Below are 26,008 nucleotides of genomic sequence, written 5' to 3'. Positions count from 1 at the left end.
TATAATGCGCGGCTGTATTTTTTGTTTTCGGAAACACCAGCATGAAACACATCCACATTATCGGCATCGGCGGCACTTTTATGGGCGGCCTGGCCGCGATTGCCAAAGAAGCGGGCTACACCGTCAGCGGCTGCGACGCAAAAATGTATCCGCCGATGAGCACCCAGCTCGAAGCCTTGGGCATAGACGTGCACGAAGGCTTCGATGCGGCACAGTTGAAACAATATCCGGCCGATATGTATGTAATCGGCAACGTGGCCAAGCGCGGCATGGAAGTGGTGGAGACAGTATTGAACAAAGGCCTGCCCTACACATCCGGCCCGCAATGGCTGGCGGAAAACGTGCTGCGCAAATATTGGGTGCTCGCCGTGGCCGGCACGCACGGCAAGACCACCACAGCTTCGATGATCGCGTGGATATTGGAATACGCGGGGCTCGCGCCCGGCTTTCTCATCGGCGGCGTGCCGGAAAATTTCGGCGTGTCCGCCCGCCTGCCCGGTGTGCCGCGCCAAGACCCGCATTCCAAATCGCCGTTTTTCGTGATTGAGGCCGACGAATACGACACCGCCTTTTTCGACAAACGCTCCAAATTCGTCCACTACCGCCCGCGCACGGCCGTGTTGAACAATCTCGAATACGACCACGCCGACATCTTCCCCGACCTGGCCGCGATTCAAACCCAGTTTCACCATCTCGTGCGCACCATTCCTTCAGACGGCCTGATTGCCGCCAACGGCTGCGGACAAAATCTGCAAGACACGCTGGCAAAAGGCTGCTGGACACCCGTGGAAACCTTCGGCACGCCCGAGGGCTGGCAGGTGGGCGACGTATCCGACGGCGGCGCGTTCGACGTGTTATTCCAAGGCAAAAAAGCCGGACACATCGCATGGAATCTGATGGGCGGACACAACCGCATGAACGCGCTGGCCGCCATTGCCGCCGCCCGCCACGCCGGAGTGGACGTTCAGACGGCCTGTGAGGCTTTGGGCGCGTTTGAAAGCGTGAAGCGGCGCATGGAAACCAAAGGCCGGGTAAACGGCATCACCGTATATGACGATTTCGCCCACCACCCCACCGCCATCGCCGCCACCGTCGGCGGCCTGCGCCAGCGCGTCGGCAGCGCAAGGATTCTGGCCGTGCTCGAGCCGCGTTCCAACACCATGAAGCTCGGCACGATGAAAACCGCCCTACCCGCAAGCCTGGCCGAAGCCGACCAAGTGTTCTGCTATGCGGGCGGCGTGGATTGGGACGTGGCCGCCGCCCTTGCCCCGTTGGGCAACAAACTGCACGTCGGCAGCGATTTTGATGCCTTCGTTGCCGAAATCGCCAAAAACGCCCGCAGCGGCGACCATATTTTAGTGATGAGCAACGGCGGCTTCGGCGGCATCCACGGCAGGATGCTGGCAGCCTTGCAAAATTAAAATTAAAGGAAAACAAATAAAAAGGCCGTCTGAAAATGTTTTCAGACGGCCTGTCCGCTTTATCGGGCGGATGGAAAATGATAAAAATAGAACAGATACCAAGCCGCAGATTTTTTATTTTGTTCCGCCAAATCCGTTCGGGAACCGTCCCTGTTTTCAGACGGCCTCATGCCGCTCCATCCCCCATTTATCCCCCAAACAGCCGCCTGTCCCAATCTTCGCATACGCCCGTTTCAAGCCGCCGCGCAAACAGGTTTGCCCACGATTCGGGAAGGGGCAGCCGCAGCACTTCGCGCATTTCGTCCGCCGCGCAACAGCCCCGGGCGATTAAAGCCAGCACACGCGCCACAGACCATTCGGGAAACGGACGCGCCAAGAGGCGCACATCGCCGCCTGCCTCCACTTCCCCCGCCGCCAACACCCGCAGATACCAGCCGCAGCGCAAACTCTGCTGCACGCGCAGCGACATATCCGCCACGGAAAAACGCTCGTTCAGCTTCCAGCACGGCTGCCGCCCCTGGCTGACGGCAAAACGTGCCGTACCAATCTGCCATTCGTCGCCGATGCAGACCGAATTTTCGTCCGCACCCTCGATACAGAAATTCTCGCCGAAGCCGCCCGCCCGCATATTGGCCGCGTCGGGCAGTTCGCGCCGCCAAGCGTCGTAATGGTGCAGCGCGTAAACATGCACCGCTTTGTCCGCGCCGCCGTGAAAACGGGGGTCGCCCACGCCGTCGCCCGCCAAGCCGGTGGGCGTAACGGCGGTTTTGCCGCATACGGGCTGCTTGTTAATCGCACTTTTTTGGCCTCGGGCAAAGTGTTCGGGCTGCCCGATGCGGATTTGTCGGATTTGGGCGATAACGGCCATGGGATTTCCTTTGTTGTGTTTGCGTCTTTCAGGCTGCTTTTTGTGTTACCCGTCGGCTTAGCTTGGGTTGACAGCCCGACGGGTTCTGAATCATGGCAAGATTGGCCGGGTTTGACAATCCAAGCTGCCCCGCTGTTTTGCTCCACTACAATCCGCACGGTTGGCATGACCGCTTTGCCAAGGGCGATAAATTCCGCCCAGCCGCTTTGGTAGGCGGTCAGAATGTCTTGTCCGCTTAGCAGCGTGCCTACGCCGATGACAAGCTCGGCAAATGTTTTTCGTCTGCCGCTTCGGGTTCGCCTTGCCTTCGGGCGAGATGAAATCACAAAGGCAAAACTATCATGTTGATTTTTCATTATTTTGCAAGGCGTCCAATCTTGGTGGGTTTTAGCCTACCCTGCCTGAAAGATGTTTTATCTTGTTGAATGTGAATGGCTTATTATTTTAATTGATTTTAATGGCTTATTTAAGTGTGGTTATGGCCGTCTGAAAAAACGTAGCTCGGATACTCATATCCGACACCGTCCGCATTTCCAAAAACACCAAACTACGTCAAAATCCGCCTGTTTGCAGCCTTAACCGCCAAGCCATCCCCGATTTTGCAGACAATCCATCAAGCTGTGCCGATATTACACATACATTACAGCCAAAAAATTGCTATAATAAACATCATATTATATCTGCAACATTTCAAATCCAGCACAAGGCAATCCATGAACAAACAACAGCTCGCCGCCAAAATCTGGCAATCGGCAAACAAAATGCGTTCCAAAATCGAAGCCAACGAATATAAAGACTATATTTTGGGCTTTATTTTTTATAAATTCTTATCCGACAAGCTGGAAAAATTCGTCATCAAAGAGGAGCTGGAACGCGCGGAATTTGCCACCAAGCTTACCGAAGAGGGCGAATTGGTCGGCTTTATTAAAGAAAATATCGGCTATTTCATCGGTTACGAACACCTGTTTTCCACTTGGCTGTCGCAAGGCTCGGATTTCAACATTGCCCATGTCCGCACGGCCATGAGTGCCTTTGGCCGCAATATCGCACCAAACTACGCTGCCGTGTTTGACGGCATTTTTAAAACACTCGAATCGGGCTTGAGCAAACTGGGCGATACCGCCGCCAGCCAAACCACCGCCGTCAAAGACCTGTTTGAACTGATCAAAGACATTCCCATGGACGGCAAACAGGGCTATGACGTATTGGGCTTTATATATGAATACCTTATCGGTATGTTTGCCGCCAATGCCGGCAAAAAAGCGGGCGAGTTTTACACGCCGCACGAAGTCTCGCTGCTCATGTCGGAAATCGTTGCCGACCATCTCAAAGACTATGACGAAATCAGCATTTACGACCCCACCAGCGGCTCGGGTTCGCTCTTGATCAACATCGGCCACAGCGTTGCCAAGCACTTAAAAAAAACCAACAGCATTAGATACTACGCCCAAGAGCTCAAAGAAAACACCTACAACCTTACCCGCATGAACCTCGTCATGCGTGGGATTTTGCCGAGCAATATTTTTACCCGCAACGCCGACACCCTCGAAGACGACTGGCCGCTCGAAGGCGAGCCGCTGTATCTGGACGCAGTCGTCTCCAATCCGCCTTATTCGCAGCCGTGGAATCCCAAAGACAAAGAAAGCGACCCGCGTTACAAAAAGTTCGGCATTGCCCCGCAGACCAAAGCCGATTTCGCCTTTTTGCTGCATGATTTGTACCACCTAAAGCCCAGCGGCATTATGACTATCGTCCTGCCGCACGGCGTGCTGTTCCGTGGTGGCGAAGAAGAAAAAATCCGCAAAAACCTGATTGAATACAACCACATCGATGCCATCATCGGCCTGCCTGCCAATATCTTTTTCGGCACGGGCATTCCCACCATCATCATGGTTTTGCGTCAAGAGCGGCAGCGTGATGACGTGCTGATGATTGACGCGTCCAAGCATTTCGCCAAAGTCGGCAAAAACAACCATCTGCGGGCGAGCGACATCAAACGCATCGTCGATTGCGTAGCCGAGCGTAAAGAAATGCCCAAATTCTCCCGCTGCGTGCCCAAAGCCGAAATCATGGACAACGGCTACAACTTAAACATACCCCGCTATGTCGATAGTGCCGAAGCGCCCGAGCAGTGGGACATTTTCGCCACCATGCACGGCGGCATACCCAAAGCCGAGCTTGCCCAATTTGCCGCCTATTGGACAGCCTTTGACGGCTTGCAGGCCGCACTTTTTGCCGACAACGGCACGCCTTATGTACAGCCCAAAACCGACAAGCTCAAAGCCGCTATACAAAACCACCCGAGCATTTCCGCCTTTCAGACGGCCTTTACCCAAAACTTCGCCGATTTGCCCAAGTGTTTGGACAATATGCTCATCACACCGATGGATACGCTGCCCATCGCCCAAACCCAGCAGGCACTTGCCGAACACATCAGAGAAAAACTGCACGCCACGCCGCTCATCGATTTTTACACCGCTTATCAAAAACTCGATGACCTATGGCACACCGACACCATCGGCAACACAGGCATTGCCGCCGATTTGGAAATGATCCAAACCGAAGGCAGGCAGGCGATCAAACAAGTCGATCCGAATATGATCATCAAAAAAGACAGCAAAACCAAAAAAGAAGCCGAAGTCCAAGACGGCTGGGTCGGGCATATCCTGCCCTTTGAACTGGTGCAAAAACACAAACTGCCCGAACAGCTTGCCCAGCTTACTGCCAAAGAAACCCGCCTTGCCGAAATCAGTGCCGAAATGCAGTCGCTGATAGAGAGCCTAAGCGAAGAAGACAAAGCCAGCCCTGCCGTTAATGAAGACGGCGACGGCTTTATCAATGCCGAAATCCCCAAAGCCTTACAGCAAGAACTAGAAGCGGACGGCGTAACCATCGCCAAAAAAGCCGATCTCGCCAAAGCCATCGCCGCCCACCGCTTTGACGAAGACAGCCTTGGCGCGAAATTACAGCTTGCCCACGCCCTGCTTGCCGAAGAAAAAACCCTAAAAGCCGACATCAAAGCCGACAGTGCCAAACTGCACAGCGACACCAAAACGACCATCGAAAACCTAAGCGATGAAGACGCACTCGATCTGCTGCGGCAAAAATGGTTCGCCCCCTTAGCCTACGCCCTGCTTGCCTTGCCAAGTGCCATGCTGACCGAATTCAGCCAAAAACTCACCGCCCTGTGCGACAAATACGCCGACAGCTACCAACACATCAGCCAGCAAAGCCGCCAAAGTGCCGCCGCCCTTGCCCAGATGATGAACGAACTCACGGGCGACGAATTTGATATGCAGGGCATAGCCGCATGGCAGGCCTTATTAACTAACGACGCAAAGGGGTAAACGATGAGCGGACAAGACAGCAAACACGCCCCACGATTACGCTTTCACGGCTTTGCGGGGGAATGGGATAGCCAAAAATTAAGCGAAGTATTAGAACCCTTAAAAAGCTATCCTTTATCTAGGAATGTTGAAACAAAAGAAATAACGGGATTTAAATATATTCACTATGGTGATATTCACAAGGGCGTAGCAAGCGTTCTAGATAATTTAGGAACGTTATCTTATATAAAAAAAGGAGAGTTTGACCTTTTGAAATATGGCGATTTGGTGGTCGCAGATGCTTCGGAAGATTATAGTGGCATTGCAACTCCTACAGTCGTTAATTGCATTCCAGAAGAAAAGCTGGTTGCGGGATTGCATACTATTGCTCTTAGACCGACTAATTCTTGCCATCTATTTTTATATTATCTTTTATACACTGATAATTTTAAAAAATATGGGAAAGTAGTTGGAGTTGGAACAAAAGTATTTGGAATTAGCACTAAAAATTTATTGGCATTTGAGACAAAACTACCCACACTCCCCGAACAAACCGCCATTGGCAATTTCTTCCGCCAACTTGACCACCGCATAGCCGAAAGCCGTACCCGCTTAGAAAAAAACCGACAGCTCAAAAAAGCCATGCTCGCCAAAATGTTCCCCGCCCACGGCGACACCGCCCCCAAACTCCGCTTTCAAGGCTTTACAGGGGAATGGGAAAGGAAGAAGATTGGTGAATTAGGAGAAGTCATTACAGGCAATACGCCGCCAACGTCAGAAAATGATAATTATGAAAATGACGGTTTGTTATGGGTTACTCCAACGGACATAAAAGAACCTATTACAACAAAGACAGCAAAACAACTATCTGAAAAAGGCAAAAAAACAGCTAGGCTATTGCCACCAAATTCAATTTTGGTTACCTGTATAGCAAGTATTGGGAAAAATACGCTTATTGAAACGTGGGGAAGTTGCAATCAACAAATTAATGCGTTAATTCCCAAAAAAGATTTTAACCCTTATTTTTTGCTTACACTTTCTGAGTTTTGGTCTGTACAAATGAAAAAAATTGCAGGCTCAGGAACGATGGATATTGTCAATAAAACGCAGTTTTCTGACATTGATGTTTTAATTCCAGCCGAACCCGAACAAACCGCCATCGGCAATTTCTTCCGCCAATTGGACGACACCATCGCCCTGCAAGCCTTGGAATGCGAAAAACTCGGCCGCCTGAAAAAAGCCCTGCTCGCCGCCATGCTGGTGTAAAGGCCGTCTGAAAAAAGCAGCCTGAAAAATAAAGAGAAAACACCATGTTCAACAAAGAATCTGATTTTGAAAACGCGCTGATTGCCCTGCTTGCCACCAAAGGCTGGGAAGCACAGGTGCTCAAATATCCGACCGAAGACGATTTGATTGCCAACTGGCAGACGCATTTGGACAAGACCAACAAGCACATCGACAGGCTGGACGTGCCGCTGTTGCGTTCGGAGATGGATCAGATTTTGGAGCAGGTGCAAGAGCTTAAAACGCCGTACAAGCTCAATGAATTTATCAACGGCAAAACGGTGGCGATTAAGCGGGAAAACCCTAAGAGCCGTCATTTCGGCAAGGAAATATCGCTGGATATTTTTGACCGTGCGGAGATTTCGGCAGGCAAGAGCCGCTATCAGATTGCCCAGCAGCCCAAGTTTTCGCCGCGTTCGGATTTGTACCCCAAACAGCGCGGCGATTTGATGTTGCTCATCAACGGCATGCCGATGTTTCATATCGAGCTCAAACGCTCGGGCGTGCCGATTAGCCAAGCCACCAACCAGATTGAGCGTTATCACAAGGCGGGGGCGTTTTCGGGGATTTTCAGCTTGGTGCAGATTTTTGTGGCGATGTCGCCCGAAGAGTGCCGTTATTTTGCCAACACCGATGGCACGCTCAATCCGGCGTTTTATTTCCGTTGGGCGTATGGGAACAATCAGTATATTGAGCAATGGGATCAGGTGGCGACGCATTTTCTGTCTATCCCGACGGCACACCGTTTTATCGGCGATTACACCATTGCCGATGCCAAAGACGGGCAGCTCAAAGTGTTACGCAGCTATCAGTATCATGCGGTGAACAAAATCGCCGACACGGTGGCAAAAACCGATTGGGCGGCGGGCAAACAGCGTGGCGGCTATATCTGGCACACCACAGGCTCAGGCAAGACGATGTCGAGCTTTAAGGCGGCACAGATTATCAGCCGCCGCAAATATGCCGATAAGGTGGTGTTTCTGCTCGACCGCATCGAGCTGGGCAAGCAGTCGCTTGAAGAGTATCAAAACTTTGCCGACAGCAAAAAAGACGTACAGGCGACAGAAAACACCGATATTTTGCTCGCCAAGCTCAAAAGCACGTCCGACCACGACCGCCTAATCGTTACTTCTATGCAAAAAATGAGCAATATCAAAGCCGAAGACGGCGTAAATGAGGCGGATATTGCCCAAATCAGCGGCAAGCGGCTGGTGTTTGTGGTGGACGAAGCACACCGCACCACGTTTGGCGATATGTTAATCGGTATTAAACACACCTTTCCCAATGCGGTATTTTTCGGCTTTACGGGCACACCAATCGAAGACGAAAACGCCAAAAAAGATGCCACCACCGCCACCATTTTCGGCGATGAACTGCACCGCTATTCGATTGCCGACGGCATCAGGGACGGCAATGTGCTGGGTTTTCACCCTTTTCATATCCGCACTTTTGCCGACAGCGATTTGCGTAAGGCGGTTGCCTTGCAAGAGGCCAAAGCCCAAGACGAACGTGAAGTGTTTGCCGATGACAAGAAAAAGGCGGTGTATAACTATTTTATGAACGACGTGGATATGGTGGAGATTGAAGAGTTTGTGCCGAAAGTGCAGTATCAAACGGAAGAACACGTTAGTGCCGTCATTGACGATATTTTGGGCAACTGGCAGCGGCTCAGCCAAGGCGGCAAATATCATGCGATTTTCGCCACCAGCTCGATACCCGAGGCAGTCAATTATTACCGTTTAATCAAAGCGAAAAATTCAGGGCTGAAAATCACCGCACTGTTTGACCCGAGTATTCTCAACGACGGGCAGGCGGGCGACAAAGAAGAGTGGATTGCCGAAATCTTGGCGGATTACAACACCCAATTCGGCACGCAGTTCGGCTATGCCGCTTACGGCAAATTCAAAGCCGACTTGTCCGACAGGCTTTCGCACATCAAAGCCTACAAAAACGTCAAAGCCGATGAGCAGCTTAATTTGCTGATTGTGGTCGATCAAATGCTGACGGGCTTTGACAGCAAATGGATTAACACGCTCTATCTGGACAAACTGCTCGATTACGCCAATCTGATACAGGCATTTTCCCGCACCAACCGCCTGTGCGACAACACCGATAAGCCATTCGGCCTAATCCGCTATTACCGCAAACCGCACACCATGCAGCGCAATATCGAGCGGGCGGTGAAACTCTATTCGGGCGACCGCCAGATGGGGCTGTTTGTCGATAATTTGGACAAAGTTGTCGATAAGATGAATGTCTGTTTTGCCGAGATTGCCGATATTTTCAAGAATGCAGGGCAGGCGGATTTCGCCCAAAACCCCGATGACCCGACCGCCTGCGCCAAGTTTGTCAAGCTGTTTAACCAGCTAAACGATTATTTGCAATCAGCGCGGCTGCTCGGCTTTGTTTGGGAAAAATTATGCTATGAGGTGGTGCAGGACGATGACAGCGTAATCACCGCCACGCTGGATTTCGACCAAGAAACCTACGACAAACTGCTGGCACGCTATAAGGATTTGTTCGCCGAAAGCGGCACGGGCGGCAGTGGCAGCGGTGGCGATGTGCCTTTTGACTTGCGTTCGCACATCAACGAAATCGAAACGGACAAAATCGACCAAGACTATATGAATGCCCGTTTTGACAAATGGCTCAAAGCCATCGGCGATAGCGAAATAACGGCGGCACTGGAAGAGCTGCACCATTCGTTTGCCACGCTCTCCAAAGCAGACCAAGAAATTGCCGAGCGTTTTTTGCACGACGTGCAGTCAGGCGACATTACGCCCGACCCAAACCTGACCTTAAGCGACTACATCACCGACTACAAACAACAAGATGCCGAGCGTGAAATACAAAAAGTGATCGACGGCTTGGGGCTGGACGGTGCTTTGCTGCACGAAATGCTGGCACGCAAATACAGCCGTGAAAATATTGATTTGGGTAGGTTTAATGCGTTAAAAGATACGGTTGATAAAGAAAAAGCAAAGGTTTATTTCAAAGAAGAACGTGGGATTTTCTTGAACAAACGGATTGATGAGTTTTTGCGGGCATTTGTTGCGGACTAACGATTGCATAAGGTATAGCAAAAATATCAAGGACGGCTGTTTTTTGTGCCACCATATGGCAAAACGACCGCTTGTTGGGATGGTTTGGCAAATTGGACGGATTGGATAAAGGCCGTCTGAAAAAATGGTTCGCTGTTTTTCAGACGGCCTCACACTCACCGCCGTGCCCAGCCGCCACGAAAGCGGTCGCGGTTTGTTTGACGGCAGCAAAAGCCTGTGGAACGGCTATGTATTTGAATTTCAAGGAAAACGGTTCTACAACAGCGGCGACGGTGCGTTTGACGGCCACTTTGCCGCCATCAAACAGCGGTTCGGCGAATTTGACATCGCCTTTATCGAAAACGGGCAATACAGCGACAACTGGTTCAGCCACATGCAGCCCATCGAGACGCTCAAAGCCGCCGAAATCATCCGCGCCAAACGCTTCATGCCGATACATTGGGGCATGTATCCGCTGTCCACCCACCAATGGAACGCCCCCGTTTTGCACACCGTTCCGCTTGCCAGACAACGCAATCTCAACCCGCTCACGCCGATATTCGGGCAGGTTTTTGATGAGAATAGTGAAAGTAGGGATTGGTGGAAATAAGGGATTAACGACTGAAAAGCGGTGGGATTGGTAAAAGTTAGGGCAAATCAAACTGTTTGTATTAATTGGAGATAAAGGCCGTCTGAAAAATGTGATTGCGGCTTTTCAGACGGCCTTTTGGTTTTCCCGCGTATCTGCTGCGTGTGGCATGATTGCATGGAAAAAACGCTGATGGAACAAAAAACGCGTGCGCCGCTGTGCGATACGTCCTACTTTAACGGCAGAGGCCGTCTGAAAAGGATTTTTTCAGACGGCCTCTATGTTTATAGCCAACCCAATACAAAGTATTCGCGTAACAATCGTACAAACGACATACGCGTTCTCCGCCGTAGCAAAAAGGCCGTCTGAAAACTCGAAATCACGGTTTTCAGACGGCCTGCCGTTTTGCAAAGCGGGTGGGCTTACACCGCCGCGACGTTTGCGTTTTTCTCAAATTCCAGCACGGCTTCTTCTTTTTCGCTGTTCCAGCCCAGTCGGACGAAGCCGCCCTCGGCAAGGCGGCCGAAGAGGAGTTCGTCGGCAAGGGCGCGGCGCAGTTTGTTTTGGATGAGGCGGTGCATGGGACGTGCGCCCATTTGCGGGTCGAAGCCTTTTTCGGCAAGGTAGGCGCGCAGTTCGGGGGCAAACTCGGCTTCCACTTTTTTCGCCAAAAGCTGCTGCTCGAGTTGCAATAGGAATTTGTCCACAATGCGGGCGATAACGGCGGCATCGAGCGGGGCAAAGGGGATGATGGCATCGAGGCGGTTGCGGAACTCGGGGGTAAAGGTTTTGCCGATAGCCTGCATTTCGTCGCCGCGTTCGCGTTTGGCGGTAAAGCCGAGTGTGGGACGGCTGAGGCTTTCCGCTCCGGCGTTGGTGGTCATGATGAGGACGATGTTGCGGAAATCCGCGCTTTTGCCGTTGTTGTCGGTCAGCCTGCCCGCGTCCATCACTTGCAGCAGGACATTGAAAATGTCGGGATGGGCTTTTTCGATTTCGTCGAGCAGCAGCACGCAGTGGGGCTGCTTGGTAACGGCTTCGGTCAGCAGGCCGGCCTGCTCGAAGCCGACATAGCCCGGTGGTGCGCCGATAAGGCGGGAAACGGCGTGGCGTTCCATGTATTCGGACATATCGAAGCGTTGCAGCGGCACGCCGAGGGTGTAGGCGAGCTGGCGGGCGACTTCGGTTTTGCCCACGCCGGTGGGGCCGGAAAACAGGAAGCTGCCGACGGGTTTGTCGGGCAGGCCGAGGCCGGAGCGGGACATTTTTACGGCGGCGGCCAGCGCGTCAATGGCGGCATCCTGGCCGAACACCATGTTTTTCAGGTTGCGGGCAAGGTTTTTCAGGATTTGGCGGTCGTCGTTGGAAACGGTTTTTTCGGGGATGCGGGCGATTTTGGCGACGACGGCTTCGATCTGGGCTTTGCCGATGACTTTTTTCTGCTTGGATTTGGGCAGGATTTTCTGTGCCGCGCCGGCTTCGTCCATCACGTCGATGGCTTTGTCGGGCAGAAAGCGGTCGTTGATATAGCGGTCGGAGAGTTCGGCGGCGGCTTCGATTGCGCCGCTGGTGTAGCGTACGTCGTGGAAACGCTCGAACATGGGTTTGAGGCCGCGCAGGATGTCGGCGGTTTCGGCTACGCCCGGTTCGGCTACGTCGATTTTCTGGAAACGGCGGCTGAGGGCGTGGTCTTTGCTGAAAATGGTGCGGAATTCGTCGTAGGTGGTGGCACCGATGCAGCGCAGGCGGCCTTTGGCGAGGGCGGGTTTGAGCAGGTTGGACGCATCCATGGTGCCGCCGGAGGTGCTGCCCGCGCCGATAACGGTGTGGATTTCGTCGATAAAGAGGATTGCGCCTTCGGTTTCGTCGAGTGCTTTGACCACGTTTTTGATCCGCGCTTCAAAGTCGCCACGGTATTTCGTGCCCGCCAGCAACGCGCCCATGTCGAGCATGTAAACCGTGCCTTCAGCCAGCACTTCGGGAACGCGGCTGTGCACAATCTGCCAGGCCAGGCCTTCGGCCAGGGCGGTTTTGCCCACGCCGGCTTCGCCCACGAGCAGCGGGTTGTTTTTGCGGCGGCGGCACAATACCTGCACCAGCCGCTCCATTTCGGCTTTGCGCCCGATTAAGGGATCGATACGGCCGGCCTGCACTTCGGCATTGAGATTGACGGTGTATTTGGCCAGCGCGTCGCCGCCGGCAGCCGGAACGGCTTCTTCGTCTTCGTTTTCAGACGGCCTGCTGCTGCTTTCTTCCGTGCTGCCGTGGGCGAGATGGCGCAACAGCTCGGTGCGCCCGACCGATTGCAGTTGCAGGAAATACACGGCGGGACAGTCTTTTTCGTTCATCATGGCCACCAATACGTCCAGCGGACGCACCTGCCGTCTTTCCACCGACTGTGCATGGATGATGGCCCGCTGCATCACGCGCTGGAAGCCCAGCGTGGGCTGGGAATCGGTTTTGTCGAGCAGGTTTTTGGGCAGCATGGGGGTGTTGTCGCGTATGCTGGCGGCAAGCTGGCCGGACAATATATCCAAATCCACGTGCAGCTCTTCCAAGGTTTTCTGCACTTCGCCGGAATGCTCCGTCAGCGCGAGCAGAAGCTGTTCGAGCGTAATCATCTCGTAGCTGCGCGCGCGCGCGTCGGCATAAAGATCCTGCAAAATCTGTTCCAAAGCATCCGAAATCATGAAACCTCCTCTACTATGCATTTGAGCGGGAAACCCGCATCGGCGGCGCGTTGGTGCACTTGCGCCTGCTTGGTTTGCGCCACGTCGCGGGTGTATGTGCCGCAAAGCCCCCTGCCCTCGTTGTGTACCAGAAGCATCACGGCGAAGGCGCGGTCTTCGGGCAGGAAAAACACTTCGGTTAAAACCTGCACCACAAAATCCATCGTGGTGTAATCGTCGTTGAGCAGGAAAACGCCGTATTTGCGCGGCGGGCGCAGCTTCAATGCGCTGCCGTCTTCCGATTGGAGGTGCTGTGTTCCCATATTTCGGCCTTATTATGCGGATGGTTAAAGCCGCCCATATGTTGCCGCCGGCACCGTTTTTCAATCTTTCAGACGGCCGCTACGACGGCCTGCTATATAAAATAATAATGATTATCCTAACATGAACACGCACAGGCCGTCTGAAAAAAACCGGCTTTTGCAGAAAAATATTTGACGGAAATCATAAAAAACCGCTTTCCCGCCCTGCCTGCAACATCCTGTCCCCATCCTACTCTTTTCAGACGGCCTCGGTTACAATCTGCGGCAAAACGCGACAGGCCGTCTGAAAACCTTTTCAGACGGCCTCTGCCGCTTGTCTTTACCAAATCGGAACAGCCAACCATGAACCTTCCCCTTCCAAGCAAATCCGCCCCGCGCACCCGCTGGCCTAACCTCACCGCCGGCAGCCTGCCTTATTTCCTAACGCAGCACCTGCACGCCGCCGTGCCGAAAGTCATCCTCACCACCGACACCGAGCAGGCCTTGCGGCTTCAGACGGCCTGGCAGTTTTTCCGCCCCCAAGACAACGCGCTGTTCCTGCCCGACTGGGAAACGCTGCCCTACGAACGTTTTTCGCCGCATCAGGATCTGGTGTCCGAACGCCTTGCCGCGCTGTGGCAGCTCAAAAACCGTCAGGCCGATGTTTTGATTGTGCCCGTCGCCACGGCCATGCAGTATCTTGCGCCGGTGCCGTTTCTGCTGGGGCGCACGTTTTGGCTGAAAACGGGGCAGACCGTCGATGTCGAAGCCATGCGCGGCAACTTGGTCGAAGCCGGTTACAGCCATGTGTCCAACGTGGTGGCGGCGGGCGAATTTGCCGTGCGCGGCGGCATTGTCGATATTTTTCCGATGGGTGCGGCGCAGCCCTACCGTCTCGACCTGTTCGGCGACGAAATCGACAGCATCAAAACCTTCGACCCCGACAGCCAGCGCACGCTCGCGCCGGTGTCGGAAATCCGCCTGCTGCCCGCGCACGAATTTCCCACCGATGCCGACGCGCAAAAAATCTTCCGCACGCGCTTTCGCGAAGAAATCGACGGCGACTACAACGCCGCCGTGGTCTATAAAGCCGTGAGCAGCGGCCGCTTCGGCGCGGGCGTGGAATATTACCTGCCGCTGTTTTTCGAAGACGGCTGCGCCACGCTGTTCGACTACATTTCCCCCGACGCGCTGGTGGTGTGCGTGGGCGACGTACACGCCGAAGCGCGGCGGTTTTGGGCCGACGTGAAAAGCCGCTTCCAAATGGCGCAGGGCGACGAAACCTACCCGCCTTTGCCGCCACGGTATCTGTATCTCAGCGAAGACGAATTTGCAGGCCGTCTGAAACCCTATCCGCAAATCCTGCCCGATTTGAACGGCACGGCGCACCTGCTGCCCGACGTGGCCGTCAACCGCCAGAGCGAACAGCCGCTGGCCGCGCTGCACGGTTTTCAGACGGCCTTTGACGGGCGGATTCTGCTCACCGCCGAAAGCGCGGGACGGCGCGAAACCATGCTCGGCTTTTTCGCCCAACACGGCCTGCGTCCGCAAAGCGTGGACGGCTGGCAGGCGTTTTTAAACAGCAGCGCGCCGCTGTGCATCGCCGTAACGCCGCTGGCCTACGGTTTCAGGCTGCCTGAAAACGCACAAAGCAGGATTTCAGGCAGCCTCGCCGTCATCACCGAATCCGAGCTTTACCAATACGTCGCCAAAAGCCGCAGCAGCGTGCGCCGCAAAAAACACGCGCAGGTTTCAGACGGCCTGTTGCGCGATTTGGCCGAAATCAACATCGGCGACCCCGTCGTCCACGAAGAACACGGCATCGGCCGCTATATGGGCTTGGTGCATATGGAAGTGGGCGGCGGCAACACCGAAATGATGCTGCTCGAATACGCCGGCGAGGCGCAGCTTTATGTGCCCGTGTCGCAGCTCCACCTCATCAGCCGCTACTCGGGGCAGGCGCACGAAAACGTGCAGCTTCACAAACTCGGCAGCGCGGCATGGACGAAAGCCAAACGCAAAGCCGCCGAAAAAGCGCGCGACACCGCCGCCGAACTGCTCAACCTCTACGCACAACGCGCGGCGCAGGAAGGCTTCAAATTCGCCTTCGACGAAACCGACTACCAAGCCTTTGCCGACGGCTTCGGCTACGAAGAAACCGAAGACCAGGCCGCCGCCATTGCCTCCGTCATCAAAGACCTGACCCAAGGCCGGCCGATGGACAGACTGGTGTGCGGCGACGTGGGCTTCGGCAAAACCGAAGTGGCACTGCGGGCGGCGTTTGTGGCCGTGATGGGCGGCAAACAAGTGGCCGTACTCGCACCGACCACGCTCTTGGTGGAGCAGCACGCGCAGAATTTCGCCGACCGCTTCGCCGATTTTCCCGTCAAAGTCGTCCAGCTTTCGCGCTTCAACAGCAGCAAAGAAACCAAAGCCGCGCTCGCCGAGATGGCCGACGGCACGGCCGACATCGTTATCGGCACGCACAAACTGGTGCAGGACAGCATCAAATTCAAAAACTTAGGCCTGGTCATCATCGACGAAGAACACCGCTTCGGCGTGCGCCAGAAAGAGCAGCTCAAACGCCTGCGCGCCAATGTGGACATCCTCACCATGACCGCCACACCGATTCCGCGCACGCTCAGCATGGCGCTCGAAGGCCTGCGCGATTTCTCGCTGATTACCACCGCGCCCAGCCGCCGCCTGGCCGTGAAGACCTTTGTCAAACCGTTCAGCGAAGGCAGCGTGCGCGAAGCCGTGCTGCGCGAACTCAAGCGCGGCGGGCAAGTGTTTTTCCTGCATAACGAAGTCGACACCATCGAAAACATGCGCGAGCGGCTGGAAACCCTGCTGCCCGAAGCCCGCATCGGCGTAGCGCACGGCCAATTGCGCGAGCGCGAGCTGGAGCAGGTGATGCGCGACTTTTTACAGCAGAAATTCAACGTATTGCTGTGTTCCACCATCATCGAAACCGGCATCGACATCCCCAACGCCAACACCATCATCATCAACCGCGCCGACAAATTCGGCCTCGCCCAACTGCACCAGTTGCGCGGGCGCGTCGGCCGCAGCCACCACCAGGCCTACGCCTATCTGCTCACCCCCGAATACATCACCAAAGACGCAGAAAAACGCCTCGACGCGATTGCCGCCGCCGACGAACTCGGCGCAGGCTTCACGCTGGCCATGCAGGACTTGGAAATACGCGGCGCGGGCGAAATCCTCGGCGAAGGCCAGTCGGGCGAAATGGTGCAGGTCGGCTTCACGCTCTACACCGAAATGCTCAAACAGGCCGTGCGCGACCTCAAAAAAGGCCGCCAGCCCGACCTCGACGCACCGCTGGGCGTAACCACCGAAATCAAACTGCACAGCCCCGCCCTGCTCCCCGAAGACTACTGCCCCGACATCCACGAGCGGCTGGTGCTCTACAAACGCCTCGCCACCTGCGAAACCGAAGCCCAAATCAACGCCGTGCACGAAGAGCTGGTCGACCGCTTCGGCCTGCCCGAACAGCCCGTCAAAACCCTGCTCGAAAGCCACCGCCTCCGCCTCGCCGCCAAAGCCGCCGGCATCAGCGCCATCGACGCATCGTCCGAAGCGGCCACGTTCACCTTCGGCAAACACCACAACATCGAACCCGCCGACATCATCCTGCTGATGCAGCAAAACAAAAACTACCGCATGGCCGGCCCCGACAAACTGCGCGTGGGCGCGGAAATGGAAAGCGTGGAAGCGCGGGTTCAAACCGTGCGGGCGGTGTTGAAGCAGTTGGCGGGGAAATAATTATGAGGCCGTCTGAAAAACGTTTGCCCAAAGCCGTCATTCCCTCCCCGCGTAAGCGCAGGAGAGGGAGCGGATTGCAGGCAGCATTTGGGATTTTCAGACGGCCTCAAACCCACCCAAAAACTCACTGCACACCCCCGTTTTCAGACAGCCTTCCCAAACAAGGCCGCCCCAAACACAGATAAAGGACACCCCATGACCGCCTACACCTACGAACACAAATACCGCCTCGCCCAAGCCTTTGCCCGCCGCTGGAAAGGCGAAAAGCGGGAAGAAGCCGAAGCCAAAACCTTTTGGGACGAATTTTTCCGCATCTTCAACCTCGACCGCTACAAAACCGCCGTCCTCGAATACGGCATCAAACACCACCGCCAGAAAACCACCAAATTTGCCGACGTATTCTGGGCAGGCAGGCTGCTGTGCGAACACAAATCCGCCAACAAAGATTTGGACAAAGCCTTCGAGCAGGCCGCAGGCTATGTAGACGAAATCCGCCGCCAAAATCCCGACGACGTACCGCGCCACATCATCGTGTGCGACTTTGCCGCCATGCGCCTTTACGATTTGCAGGCCGGCACCCGCACCGACTTCCCCCTCGAAGATTTGCCCGAACAGATTAAAAACCGCAATTTCGACTTTATGGACGGCATCGGCCGCGACCTCAAAGCCGCCGAAGAGCAGGCCAACATCGAAGCCGCCGATTCCGTGGGCGGCCTCTTTCGCGCCCTGGCCGCCGATACCGCCTGCAACGGACACCACCTCAAACAATTCATCATCCGCCTGCTGTTTTGCTTTTTTGCCGACGACACCCTGATTTTCGACCCGGCCGGGCAGTTTGAAAGCTATCTTGCCAAACACACCAAAGCCGACGGCAGCGACACCGGCAGCGTGCTCAACCAGATTTTCCACACCCTCAACACCCCGCCCGAAAAACGCCCCGCCCGCATGAACAGCGAGCTCAAAGCCTTTCCCTATGTCAACGGCAGACTCTTTGCCGAGCCGCTGGAAGAATTTTATTTTGATGCCGATTTGCGCACCCAGCTTCTCGAATGCTCACGGCGCGACTGGGCGAAAATCAGCCCCGAAATCTTCGGCAGCCTGTTTCAAAGCGTAATGGACGGCGCAGACCGCCGCGCCGCCGGCGCACACTACACCGAAGAAGCCAACATCCTCAAAGTGATCGACAGCCTGTTTATGGACGGCTTGCGCGCCGAACTGGCCGCCGCCCGCAAAACCGGCATCAGCAAAAGCCAACGCCGCAAACTCGTCCGCGCCCTGCACGAAAAAATAGGCCGTCTGAACTTTCTCGACCCCGCCTGCGGCTGCGGCAACTTCCTCGTCGTCGCCTACCGCGAGTTGCGCCGCCTCGAAGACGACATCATCGGCGAACTCTTTGCCGAAAACCAGCTTCTCGACATCGCCACCATGCAGCGCCTCCACATCGGCCAGTTCCACGGCATCGAGCTGGACGAATACCCCGCCCAAATCGCCAAAGTCGCCATGTGGCTCACCGACCACCAGTGCAACCGCGCCACCGCCGAACGCTTCGGCCAAACCCGCCCCACCATCCCGCTGACCGACAGCGCGGAAATCATCAACGCCAACGCCCTCGCCACCGGATGGCCGCAGGCAGACTACATTTTCGGCAATCCGCCGTTTATTGGCTCTAAATTTCAAAACGCCGAACAGCGTCAAGATATGAAAACCATTGCAGGCAGCCTGAAAAACAGTGGCGTGCTGGATTATGTTGCCGCGTGGTATCTCAAAGCCGCCGACATGATGGAAAACAGCCGTCTGCAATCAATTACCCCCCCCCCCCGATAAAAATTTACAATCGAATATAAAAACCGCATTTGTTTCAACAAACTCCATCTGCCAAGGCGAACAAGCCGCCGCGCTGTGGCAGCCCCTATTTGCACGCGGCATCCGCATCCGGTTCGCCCACCGCACCTTCCAATGGACATCCGCCGCCAAAGGCAAAGCCGCCGTGCATTGCATCATTGTTGGCTTCGCCTTCGGGCAGCCTGAACACCCCGTCATCTTCCACTACCCCGATATTGCAGGCACAGCCGAGCCGCACCCCGCCCGCAACATCAACGCCTATCTTTTGGACGGCGACCATCTCGCCATTGAAAAACGCAGCAACCCCATTTCCGGCGAACCAGCAATGAATTTTGGCTCACAACCCAACGACGGCGGTCATCTGCTGCTCTCGCCCGCCGAAAAAGACGCACTGCTTGCCGCCGAACCCACAGCGCAGAAATACATCCGCCCCTTTCTCGGCGCAGACGAATTTCTCAACGGCAAAGAGCGTTGGTGCCTGTGGTTTGCCGACTGCGATTTGGAAGAGCTGAATGATGATTTGCAAAAAATGCCGCAAGTAGCACAGCGCATTGAAGACGTAAAGACCACCCGTGAAAAAAGCAAACGAGCCGCCACCAATAAGCTTGCAGACACACCGCACCTGTTCGGTTTTATCAGTCAGCCCGAAAGCGGCAACTACCTACTGGTTCCCAGCGTATCATCCGAAAACCGCCCATACATCCCCATCGGCTTTATGAGCAGCAACACCGTTGTCAGCAACCTCGCATTCAGCCTGCCCCACGCCAGCTTGTACCACTTCGGCATTTTGATGTCCGCCATGCACAACGCCTTTATGCGCACCGTGGCAGGTCGCTTGGAAAGCCGATACCGCTATTCCAACACACTGGTGTACAACAACTTTCCTTTTCCTTTCGCCGCACAAAAGCAGCCTGAAAATGCCGCCTGTGATGCAGCCCAAATGCCGCCGACCGCCGAGCAAACCGCCCGCGCCCAAATCGAAGCCGCCGCACAAAAAATATTGGACGTGCGCGAACAATACCGCCAAGCCGCCATAAAAAAAGACCGCATCCCGCCCACGCTGGCCAAGTTTTACAACGCCTACACCGTACATCCCTATCCCGAACTGCTCAAAGCCCATACCGCGCTGGACAAAGCCGTTGATGCCGCCTACGGCTACACAGGCGGCCACAACGATGCCGAGCGCGTGGCCTTTCTGTTCGATCTGTACCGTCAGCAGCAAAACAAACAGCAGCAAACCGCCGCCCAAACCAAGAAGAAAACGAAAAAATCAGATTGAATATAAAACCGACCCTGCGGCCTTTTCAGACGGCCTATTGATGATTGGATTGCCTTTCAGGTTTCAAGCAGCATTTGGGATTTTCAGATGGCCTCAGCCTATACGGCATCAGGTAGAGTGTGTTGCCACAGCAACGCACGCGGTTTGGGATTTGACGCTATCGTTTGTCCGAACGCGCGGCAGGAGGAGCGCGATAGAAAAGTACGCCCTGCACAGATTCAAAAGGCCGTCTGAAATTCCATAAAGCAGGATTTCAGACGGCCTTTCGCAGAACGCGTGCGTGGCAGAGCCACACACCCTACATCATACGGGCTGCGCTTGCTCCCCCGCGTAAGTGCAAGAGAGGGAGCGGATTGCAGGCTGCCTTTGCCAATACGCTCTTTTTTGAATTAGCGCGATACCTGCCGGCCGTCTTTCCACTTAATCACATAATCCACGCGCTGCTTGCCTCTTTTTGGGCGGTCTTTGTAGTGGATTTCGTCGCCGTCTTTCACGCCGTGTTTCCATTGGACGGTGTAGTCGGTCATTGTGTAGCCGTCTTTGTCGGTAACGGTTTCGCCGTTGCGGTACAGGCCGACGACTTCTTCGCCGTGCGGCCTGCCCTGTTCGTCAAGTCTCAGATAGCGTTTGAAGCCGCCGCTGGGGGTGAACTCTTTGCGGGCTGTCAGCCGGCCCTGTTCGTCGTATTGCAGCTCGGGAGCGCACGGCCTGCCTTGGCAGTTGGCTGTGGAAAACATCGGTTTGCCGTTTTCGTGCCAGCCTTTGTAGGGGCCGTGTTCTTTGTCGTTTTGGTAAAAGCGGGAGGTTTGGAGCTGGCCGTTTTCGTAGAAGGTGCGCATTTCGCCTTCCTGTTTGCCGTTGCGGTAGCGGGATATTTCGCGCAGGCGGCCGTTGGCGTGGTAGCGTTTGAACACGCCGTCGAATTGTCCCGCCGCGTTTTCGCCGTATTCGTAATCCGGTTGGCCGTTGTGCTTCCAGTAGTAGCCGCAGTTTCTGCCGCCGTCTTGGCGCGGAGCGCATTGGAGGGAACGGGGATCGACAACGGGCGGTTTCTGCCGCTGTTGTTGCTGTTGCTGCTGCATCTGCTGTTGTTGCGGCAGGATGTGGTTGTGATAAACGCAGGCGTGGTAGTTGCTGTCTTGCGGGTTGCAGGCGGCGGCAGGCTGCGCCCAAATCAGGGCAAGGGCGGCGGCGGGCAGGAGCAGGGTCGGAGACGGTTTGGCCATAGTGGGTTCCTTTCATCATACAAGGTGCCGTTCCAATCTGCGGACACGGCGGCAAGGGGCGGTTCAAACGGCGGCGGCGGGGTGTTCCGGCCGTCTGAAATGTGTGTTTACCGCTGCTTCGAGATCGTCGAACATTTGGTAACGCTTGCGGTACATGGAGCGTTTTTTGCTTTCGATTTCCGCCAAATCTTTGCGCGGCGGCGCGGCGGGAAGGTGCCAGTAGCCGTCGCCGCCCAGCACGGCGGCGGATTCCTGCCAGTATTGGTCGTAGTTCATTTTCACGCGCTTTTTCAGCTTCCAGCGCAGCTTGACCTGGCAGTCGTGGGCGATGCCCAGCGCATCCAGGCCGAGGGCGGCGGCCAGGTATTGGATCACGGCGGCCATCAGCTGCTGCGGGCGCAGGCCGTGGAGCTGCTTGGTCAGGCGGCGCACGGTGTCTTTGGCTTCCCCGCCTGAGGGCCCCTGCACCGATGCGGCCGCCAAGCCTGCGGGCAGCAGCGCGAAAGTGGCGTTGTACAGGCGGCTGCCCGTGCCGTCGGTCAGCGTAACTGCCCACAGGCCTTCGTCGGAACAGATTCCGTTGCGGTTGAGGACGATAGAAAGGCCGTCTGAAAGGAGGGCAAGCGTTACGGGTGTGTCCGGTGTGTCGAGTTTGGCCAGCGTGTCGGCGGGAAACAGGCGGCAGGCGGCGGCAATGTCGTACTGCATGGCCGCCAGCCGCTCGCGTGCGCCGAAACGCTTGTCGATAAAGGCGTGCAGCAGCGGATAGGCATCCTGCGGCCGTTTGGCAAACAATGCCCGATAGGCGGGATTGCTGTTGGCAAAGGCTTCAAACGCGCGGATTTGGCGGCGGTGCAGCCATACGCGCAGGGCGAATTTGCCATGCTGGCTGCGGTATTTGGGCGCGAAGTTGTACACGGCGCGGTAGTCGGGGAAAACGAAAGGGCTGGACATAATTGGTGTTGTTTGTGCGCGTATCGGCTTTTGGGGAGGCCGTCTGAAAAAAGGGGCTGCCCGCCTTTATACGGCTTCCGGCGCGGGCTTGGTTTTGCAGGCGGGTGCGCGGCAGAGCCGCACATCCCCACAGGCCGTCTGAAAGTGTGCTTCCGTCATTCCCGCACAGGCGGGAATCTTTTGGGGGACGGGTTTGGGCGGTGCAAACTGACGGAAGTACGTTTTTACAAGATTCACGCTGTTTGCTTTAAAGCCGCGTGCGTGGCAGGGAAGCAGATTCTATGTATTGTTGGAGGCCGTCTGAAAATCTGTACAAAACGTTTTCAGACGGCCTTTCCCGCTGCCTTCACAGCGCAGGGGCTTTGGTGTGCCAGTCGCTTGCAAGCTGGATTTGGTGGGCGGCACCGAGCAGGCGGGCTTCGGAGAAATGGTTGCCGATGAGTTGTATGCCCACGGGCAGGCCGTCTGAAGAAAAACCTGCGGGCAGGCTGAGGGCGGGCAGGCCGGCGAGGTTGGCGGCAATGGTGTAGATGTCGGACAGGTAGGTTTGCACGGGATCGCTGCTGCTGCCGATAAGGGGGGCGGCGGTGGGGGCGGCGGGGGCAAGGATGAAATCGCACTCTTTAAAGGCCGTCTGAAAATCATCGGCGACGAGGCGGCGCAGCTTTTGCGCTTTGAGGTAATAAGCGTCGTAGTAGCCGTGGCTCAATACATAGGTACCAATCATGATGCGGCGTTTGACTTCGCTGCCTAAGCCTTCGGCGCGGCTTTTGCCGTACATTTCGTCGAGGTTGGCAAATTCTGCGGCGCGGTGGCCGTAGCGCACGCCGTCGTAGCGGGAGAGGTTGGTGCTGGCTTCGGCGGAGGCGATGACGTAGTAGGCGGGGATGGAGAGGCCGGTTTGCGGCAGGCTCACTTCCACCATCTGCGCGCCTTGCGCCTGGAACAGGCCGATAGCGGCCTGCACGGTTTTCTGTACGTCCGCGCTCATGCCTTCGGCAAAGTATTCTTTGGGCAGGCCGATGCGCAGGCCTTTGAGGGGTGTGTCCAAATCGCGGGTGTAGTCTTCTTTGGCGCGTTCGAGGCTGGTGGAGTCGCGTTCGTCAAAGCCGGCCATCGCGTTGAGCAGGATGGCGCAGTCTTCGGCGGTTTGCGCCATAGGGCCGGCCTGGTCGAGGCTGGATGCATAGGCAATCATGCCGAAACGGGAAACAATGCCGTAGGTGGGTTTGAGGCCGGTGATGCCGCAATGTGAGGCGGGCTGGCGGATGGAGCCGCCGGTGTCGGAGCCGAGTGCGACGGGAGCGAGACGGGCGGCAACGGCTGCGGCGGAGCCGCCGGAGGAGCCGCCGGGTACACGGGCGGTGTTCCAGGGATTGCGGCTTGCGCCGTAGTAGGAGTTTTCGTTGCACGAGCCCATGGCAAATTCGTCCATATTGACGCGGCCGAGCGTTACCATGCCTTCGTCCAGCAGGTTTTGCACGACGGTGGCGGTGTAGGGGGAAACGAAGTTGTCGAGCATTTTGCTGGCACACGCGCTGCGCCAGCCGGTTTGGCAGAAGATGTCTTTGTAGGCTATGGGAACGCCGGCGAGGGGGGCGGCATTGCCTGCGGCGATACGCGCGTCTGCGGCGCGGGCTTCGGCGCGGGTTTTTTCTTCATCGAGGGTGATGTAGGCATTGAGCGCGGGATTGCGTTCGGCGATGGCTTTGAGGTATTCGCCGGCGAGTTCGAGGGCGGAGATTTGTTTGGATTGCAATAATTCGGAGGCTTGTTTGAGGGTGTAGGGTACGGACATGGTTTTCTTTCTGATTTTTCAACAAAAGGCTGGGCCGGCCTGAAACTGTTTTTTGCGTATTCGTGTGAATTTGTAAGTTTCCTGCGGACAGCCTCACTCCTCAATCACCTGCGGCACGATATACAGCCGGTTGCGCACTTCCGGCGCACAGGCCTGGTATTCGGCGGCATGGTCGGTTTCGGTAATCCTGTCTTCACGCAGGCGCAGGGCGAGATCGTGCGGGTGGGTCATCGGCTCGATGCCTCCGGTGTCGGTGCCGCACATTTTTTCCACCATCGCAAACACGCTGTTGAGTTCCCCGAGCATGGCGGCCTGTTCGTTTTCGTCGAGTTTCAGGCGCGCGAGGCGGGCGATTTTTTCTACGTCGGCACGGGTGAGGGACATGAAAATTTCCTTAAAGATAATTAGCAATAATGTCAATTTAGGGTATGATAGCGCGTTTTGTACACACAGGCGCGAAATTATAACCCAAACCCCGCCCCTGTTATCGAAGTTCCCTTTAATTCAGACGGCCTGATGCTGCACTTTGAGGCCGTCTGAAAACTTATTATGTCCACACAGTTTTAGTTCAGGAAACCCTTATGCTCCCCCGCTTCATTACCCGTTATTTCTCCAACGACCTTGCCATCGACTTGGGCACGGCCAATACGCTGATTTACACCAAATCCAAGGGCATTGTTCTGGACGAGCCTTCGGTAGTGGCCATGCAGGTCGATCCGAATACCGGCCGCAGCGCGGTGCTGGCCGTGGGTACGGATGCGAAAAAAATGCTGGGACGCACGCCGGGCAGCATCCAGGCCATCCGCCCGATGAAAGACGGTGTGATTGCCGATTTTGACGTAACCGAAAAAATGCTGAAAAACTTCATCAAAAAGGTAACCAACAGCCGTTTTGCCGCCACGCCGCGCGTCGTCATCTGCGTGCCCTGCGGCTCGACCCAGGTGGAACGCCGCGCCATCCGCGATTCGGCCGAAGAAGCCGGCGCATCGGCGGTTTACCTGATTGAAGAACCCATGGCTGCCGCCATAGGCGCGGGTCTGCCGATTGAAGAGCCGACAGGCTCGATGGTGGTGGACATCGGCGGCGGCACCACCGAAGTAGGCGTGATGTCGCTCTCCGGCGTGGTCTACTCGCATTCCGTGCGCGTCGGCGGCGATGCTTTCGACGAAGCCATCATCAATTATGTGCGCCGCAACTACGGTATGCTGATCGGCGAAGCCACAGCCGAAAGTATCAAAAAAGACATCGGCACCGCCTTCCCGGGCATGGAAGTGAAGGAAATCGAAGTCAAAGGCCACAACGTCGCCGAGGGCATCCCGCGTTCGTTTACCATCTCCTCCAACGAAGTGCTCGAAGCCATTACCGAGCCTGTCAACCAAATCGTCCAATCCGTCAAAACCGCACTGGAACAAACCCCGCCCGAACTGGGCGCGGACATCGCCGAACGCGGCCTGGTGCTGACCGGCGGCGGCGCACTGCTCAAAGGCCTCGACCGCCTGCTGGCGGAAGAAACCGGCCTGCCGGTGATGATTGCCGAAGACCCGCTGACCTGCGTGGCACGCGGCACGGGGCGCGCACTCGATCTGATAGGCCGCATGAACTCCATCTTTGTCGCCAACCCGTAAA

17 protein-coding genes and 1 pseudogene are annotated in these 26,008 nt (G+C 55.9%); 10 read left to right on the top strand and 8 right to left on the bottom strand.

Going from position 1 to position 26,008, the window contains the following annotated elements; all coding sequences use genetic code 11:
- Positions 1-41 precede the first annotated feature (41 nt).
- Positions 42-1,421 (top strand): UDP-N-acetylmuramate:L-alanyl-gamma-D-glutamyl-meso-diaminopimelate ligase, encoded by a 1,380-nt coding sequence (gene mpl / locus DYE40_RS00540; RefSeq protein ID WP_115307266.1) that lies wholly within the window; start codon positions 42-44, stop codon positions 1,419-1,421.
- 187 nt (positions 1,422-1,608) lie between these two features.
- Here the strand turns inward: mpl and DYE40_RS00535 are convergent, their stop codons facing one another.
- Positions 1,609-2,289 carry an MOSC domain-containing protein gene (locus DYE40_RS00535; protein ID WP_115307265.1) on the bottom strand — a complete coding sequence of 227 codons (681 nt, stop codon included), beginning with the start codon at positions 2,287-2,289 and terminating at the stop codon, positions 1,609-1,611.
- A 713-nt stretch (positions 2,290-3,002) separates the two neighbouring features.
- Here DYE40_RS00535 and DYE40_RS00530 point away from each other — a divergent pair.
- From DYE40_RS00530 to DYE40_RS00515, 4 genes are all read left to right on the top strand, one after another.
- Positions 3,003-5,636 (top strand): type I restriction-modification system subunit M, encoded by a 2,634-nt coding sequence (locus tag DYE40_RS00530; protein WP_115307264.1) that lies wholly within the window; start codon positions 3,003-3,005, stop codon positions 5,634-5,636.
- Between the two features lie 3 nt (positions 5,637-5,639).
- The gene (locus DYE40_RS00525; protein ID WP_115307263.1) at positions 5,640-6,881 is read left to right on the top strand and encodes a restriction endonuclease subunit S; all 1,242 of its coding nucleotides are present in this window, start codon (positions 5,640-5,642) and stop codon (positions 6,879-6,881) included.
- Between the two features lie 44 nt (positions 6,882-6,925).
- Positions 6,926-9,961 carry a type I restriction endonuclease subunit R gene (locus DYE40_RS00520; RefSeq protein WP_115307262.1) on the top strand — a complete coding sequence of 1,012 codons (3,036 nt, stop codon included), beginning with the start codon at positions 6,926-6,928 and terminating at the stop codon, positions 9,959-9,961.
- A gap of 124 nt (positions 9,962-10,085) precedes the next feature.
- The gene (locus DYE40_RS00515) at positions 10,086-10,550 is read left to right on the top strand and encodes an MBL fold metallo-hydrolase (RefSeq protein ID WP_115307261.1); all 465 of its coding nucleotides are present in this window, start codon (positions 10,086-10,088) and stop codon (positions 10,548-10,550) included.
- Positions 10,551-10,951: 401 nt separating this feature from the next.
- Here the strand turns inward: DYE40_RS00515 and clpA are convergent, their stop codons facing one another.
- Complete coding sequence (clpA, locus tag DYE40_RS00505) at positions 10,952-13,219, bottom strand: ATP-dependent Clp protease ATP-binding subunit ClpA (protein WP_115307259.1); 2,268 nt, start codon at positions 13,217-13,219, stop codon at positions 10,952-10,954.
- Positions 13,216-13,521: an ATP-dependent Clp protease adaptor ClpS gene (locus DYE40_RS00500; protein WP_115307258.1), complete on the bottom strand. Its 306-nt coding sequence runs from the start codon at positions 13,519-13,521 to the stop codon at positions 13,216-13,218. The genes clpA and DYE40_RS00500 overlap by 4 nt, the downstream gene beginning before the upstream one ends.
- A 342-nt stretch (positions 13,522-13,863) precedes the next feature.
- Here DYE40_RS00500 and mfd point away from each other — a divergent pair, with 342 nt between their 5' ends.
- The 4 genes and pseudogenes from mfd (at position 13,864) to DYE40_RS12840 (ending at position 20,404) form a co-directional block, all read left to right on the top strand.
- A complete protein-coding gene (gene mfd, locus DYE40_RS00495) occupies positions 13,864-17,283 on the top strand; it encodes a transcription-repair coupling factor (protein WP_115307257.1) in 3,420 nt (1,139 codons plus the stop codon).
- 195 nt (positions 17,284-17,478) lie between these two features.
- On the top strand, positions 17,479-19,107 hold the full coding sequence (locus tag DYE40_RS12845; protein WP_245944039.1) for a DNA methyltransferase: 1,629 nt from the start codon (positions 17,479-17,481) through the stop codon (positions 19,105-19,107).
- A 16-nt stretch (positions 19,108-19,123) separates the two neighbouring features.
- Positions 19,124-19,267: pseudogene (locus tag DYE40_RS13245) on the top strand (DNA methyltransferase); the annotation flags it as partial.
- Between the two features lie 3 nt (positions 19,268-19,270).
- Positions 19,271-20,404 (top strand): type IIL restriction-modification enzyme MmeI, encoded by a 1,134-nt coding sequence (locus DYE40_RS12840; protein WP_245944037.1) that lies wholly within the window; start codon positions 19,271-19,273, stop codon positions 20,402-20,404.
- A 389-nt stretch (positions 20,405-20,793) separates the two neighbouring features.
- Here DYE40_RS12840 and DYE40_RS00485 read toward each other — a convergent pair whose 3' ends face one another.
- The 5 genes from DYE40_RS00485 to gatC all read right to left on the bottom strand — a co-directional run bounded on the left by DYE40_RS00485 (position 20,794) and on the right by gatC (position 24,766).
- The gene (locus DYE40_RS00485) at positions 20,794-21,630 is read right to left on the bottom strand and encodes a toxin-antitoxin system YwqK family antitoxin (RefSeq protein ID WP_115307256.1); all 837 of its coding nucleotides are present in this window, start codon (positions 21,628-21,630) and stop codon (positions 20,794-20,796) included.
- A gap of 63 nt (positions 21,631-21,693) precedes the next feature.
- On the bottom strand, positions 21,694-22,584 hold the full coding sequence (locus DYE40_RS00480) for a VirK/YbjX family protein (RefSeq protein WP_115307255.1): 891 nt from the start codon (positions 22,582-22,584) through the stop codon (positions 21,694-21,696).
- A 66-nt stretch (positions 22,585-22,650) separates the two neighbouring features.
- Positions 22,651-22,821, bottom strand: a complete 171-nt coding sequence (locus DYE40_RS12455) for a hypothetical protein (protein ID WP_172461176.1) — start codon at positions 22,819-22,821, stop codon at positions 22,651-22,653.
- A 109-nt stretch (positions 22,822-22,930) separates the two neighbouring features.
- Entirely contained in the window at positions 22,931-24,382 is a 1,452-nt protein-coding gene (gatA, locus tag DYE40_RS00475; RefSeq protein ID WP_115307254.1) for an Asp-tRNA(Asn)/Glu-tRNA(Gln) amidotransferase subunit GatA, read from the bottom strand.
- 93 nt (positions 24,383-24,475) lie between these two features.
- Positions 24,476-24,766 (bottom strand): Asp-tRNA(Asn)/Glu-tRNA(Gln) amidotransferase subunit GatC, encoded by a 291-nt coding sequence (gene gatC / locus DYE40_RS00470; protein ID WP_115307253.1) that lies wholly within the window; start codon positions 24,764-24,766, stop codon positions 24,476-24,478.
- Positions 24,767-24,963: 197 nt separating this feature from the next.
- On the opposite strand from gatC, the gene DYE40_RS00465 reads away from it, so the two are divergent.
- A complete protein-coding gene (locus tag DYE40_RS00465; protein ID WP_115307252.1) occupies positions 24,964-26,007 on the top strand; it encodes a rod shape-determining protein in 1,044 nt (347 codons plus the stop codon).
- Position 26,008: the final 1 nt, after the last annotated feature.

Source organism: Kingella potus (assembly GCF_900451175.1).
Taxonomy (GTDB): Bacteria; Pseudomonadota; Gammaproteobacteria; order Burkholderiales; family Neisseriaceae; genus Neisseria; species Neisseria potus.
Note: the sequence above shows the minus strand (reverse complement) of the source record. Positions and strands in the feature narration are given on the sequence as shown.

What these genes read in the sequence shown, in the direction of transcription:
- DYE40_RS12845 (WP_245944039.1), top strand. Translation starts at nt 17,479, where the DNA reads ATGACCGCCTACACCTACGAACACAAATACCGCCTCGCCCAAGCCTTT.
- clpA (WP_115307259.1), bottom strand. Translation starts at nt 13,219, where the DNA reads ATGATTTCGGATGCTTTGGAACAGATTTTGCAGGATCTTTATGCCGAC.
- DYE40_RS00525 (WP_115307263.1), top strand. Translation starts at nt 5,640, where the DNA reads ATGAGCGGACAAGACAGCAAACACGCCCCACGATTACGCTTTCACGGC.
- DYE40_RS00500 (WP_115307258.1), bottom strand. Translation starts at nt 13,521, where the DNA reads ATGGGAACACAGCACCTCCAATCGGAAGACGGCAGCGCATTGAAGCTG.
- DYE40_RS00530 (WP_115307264.1), top strand. Translation starts at nt 3,003, where the DNA reads ATGAACAAACAACAGCTCGCCGCCAAAATCTGGCAATCGGCAAACAAA.
- gatC (WP_115307253.1), bottom strand. Translation starts at nt 24,766, where the DNA reads ATGTCCCTCACCCGTGCCGACGTAGAAAAAATCGCCCGCCTCGCGCGC.
- DYE40_RS00520 (WP_115307262.1), top strand. Translation starts at nt 6,926, where the DNA reads ATGTTCAACAAAGAATCTGATTTTGAAAACGCGCTGATTGCCCTGCTT.
- DYE40_RS00480 (WP_115307255.1), bottom strand. Translation starts at nt 22,584, where the DNA reads ATGTCCAGCCCTTTCGTTTTCCCCGACTACCGCGCCGTGTACAACTTC.
- DYE40_RS00465 (WP_115307252.1), top strand. Translation starts at nt 24,964, where the DNA reads ATGCTCCCCCGCTTCATTACCCGTTATTTCTCCAACGACCTTGCCATC.
- mfd (WP_115307257.1), top strand. Translation starts at nt 13,864, where the DNA reads ATGAACCTTCCCCTTCCAAGCAAATCCGCCCCGCGCACCCGCTGGCCT.
- mpl (WP_115307266.1), top strand. Translation starts at nt 42, where the DNA reads ATGAAACACATCCACATTATCGGCATCGGCGGCACTTTTATGGGCGGC.
- gatA (WP_115307254.1), bottom strand. Translation starts at nt 24,382, where the DNA reads ATGTCCGTACCCTACACCCTCAAACAAGCCTCCGAATTATTGCAATCC.
- DYE40_RS00485 (WP_115307256.1), bottom strand. Translation starts at nt 21,630, where the DNA reads ATGGCCAAACCGTCTCCGACCCTGCTCCTGCCCGCCGCCGCCCTTGCC.
- DYE40_RS00535 (WP_115307265.1), bottom strand. Translation starts at nt 2,289, where the DNA reads ATGGCCGTTATCGCCCAAATCCGACAAATCCGCATCGGGCAGCCCGAA.
- DYE40_RS00515 (WP_115307261.1), top strand. Translation starts at nt 10,086, where the DNA reads ATGGTTCGCTGTTTTTCAGACGGCCTCACACTCACCGCCGTGCCCAGC.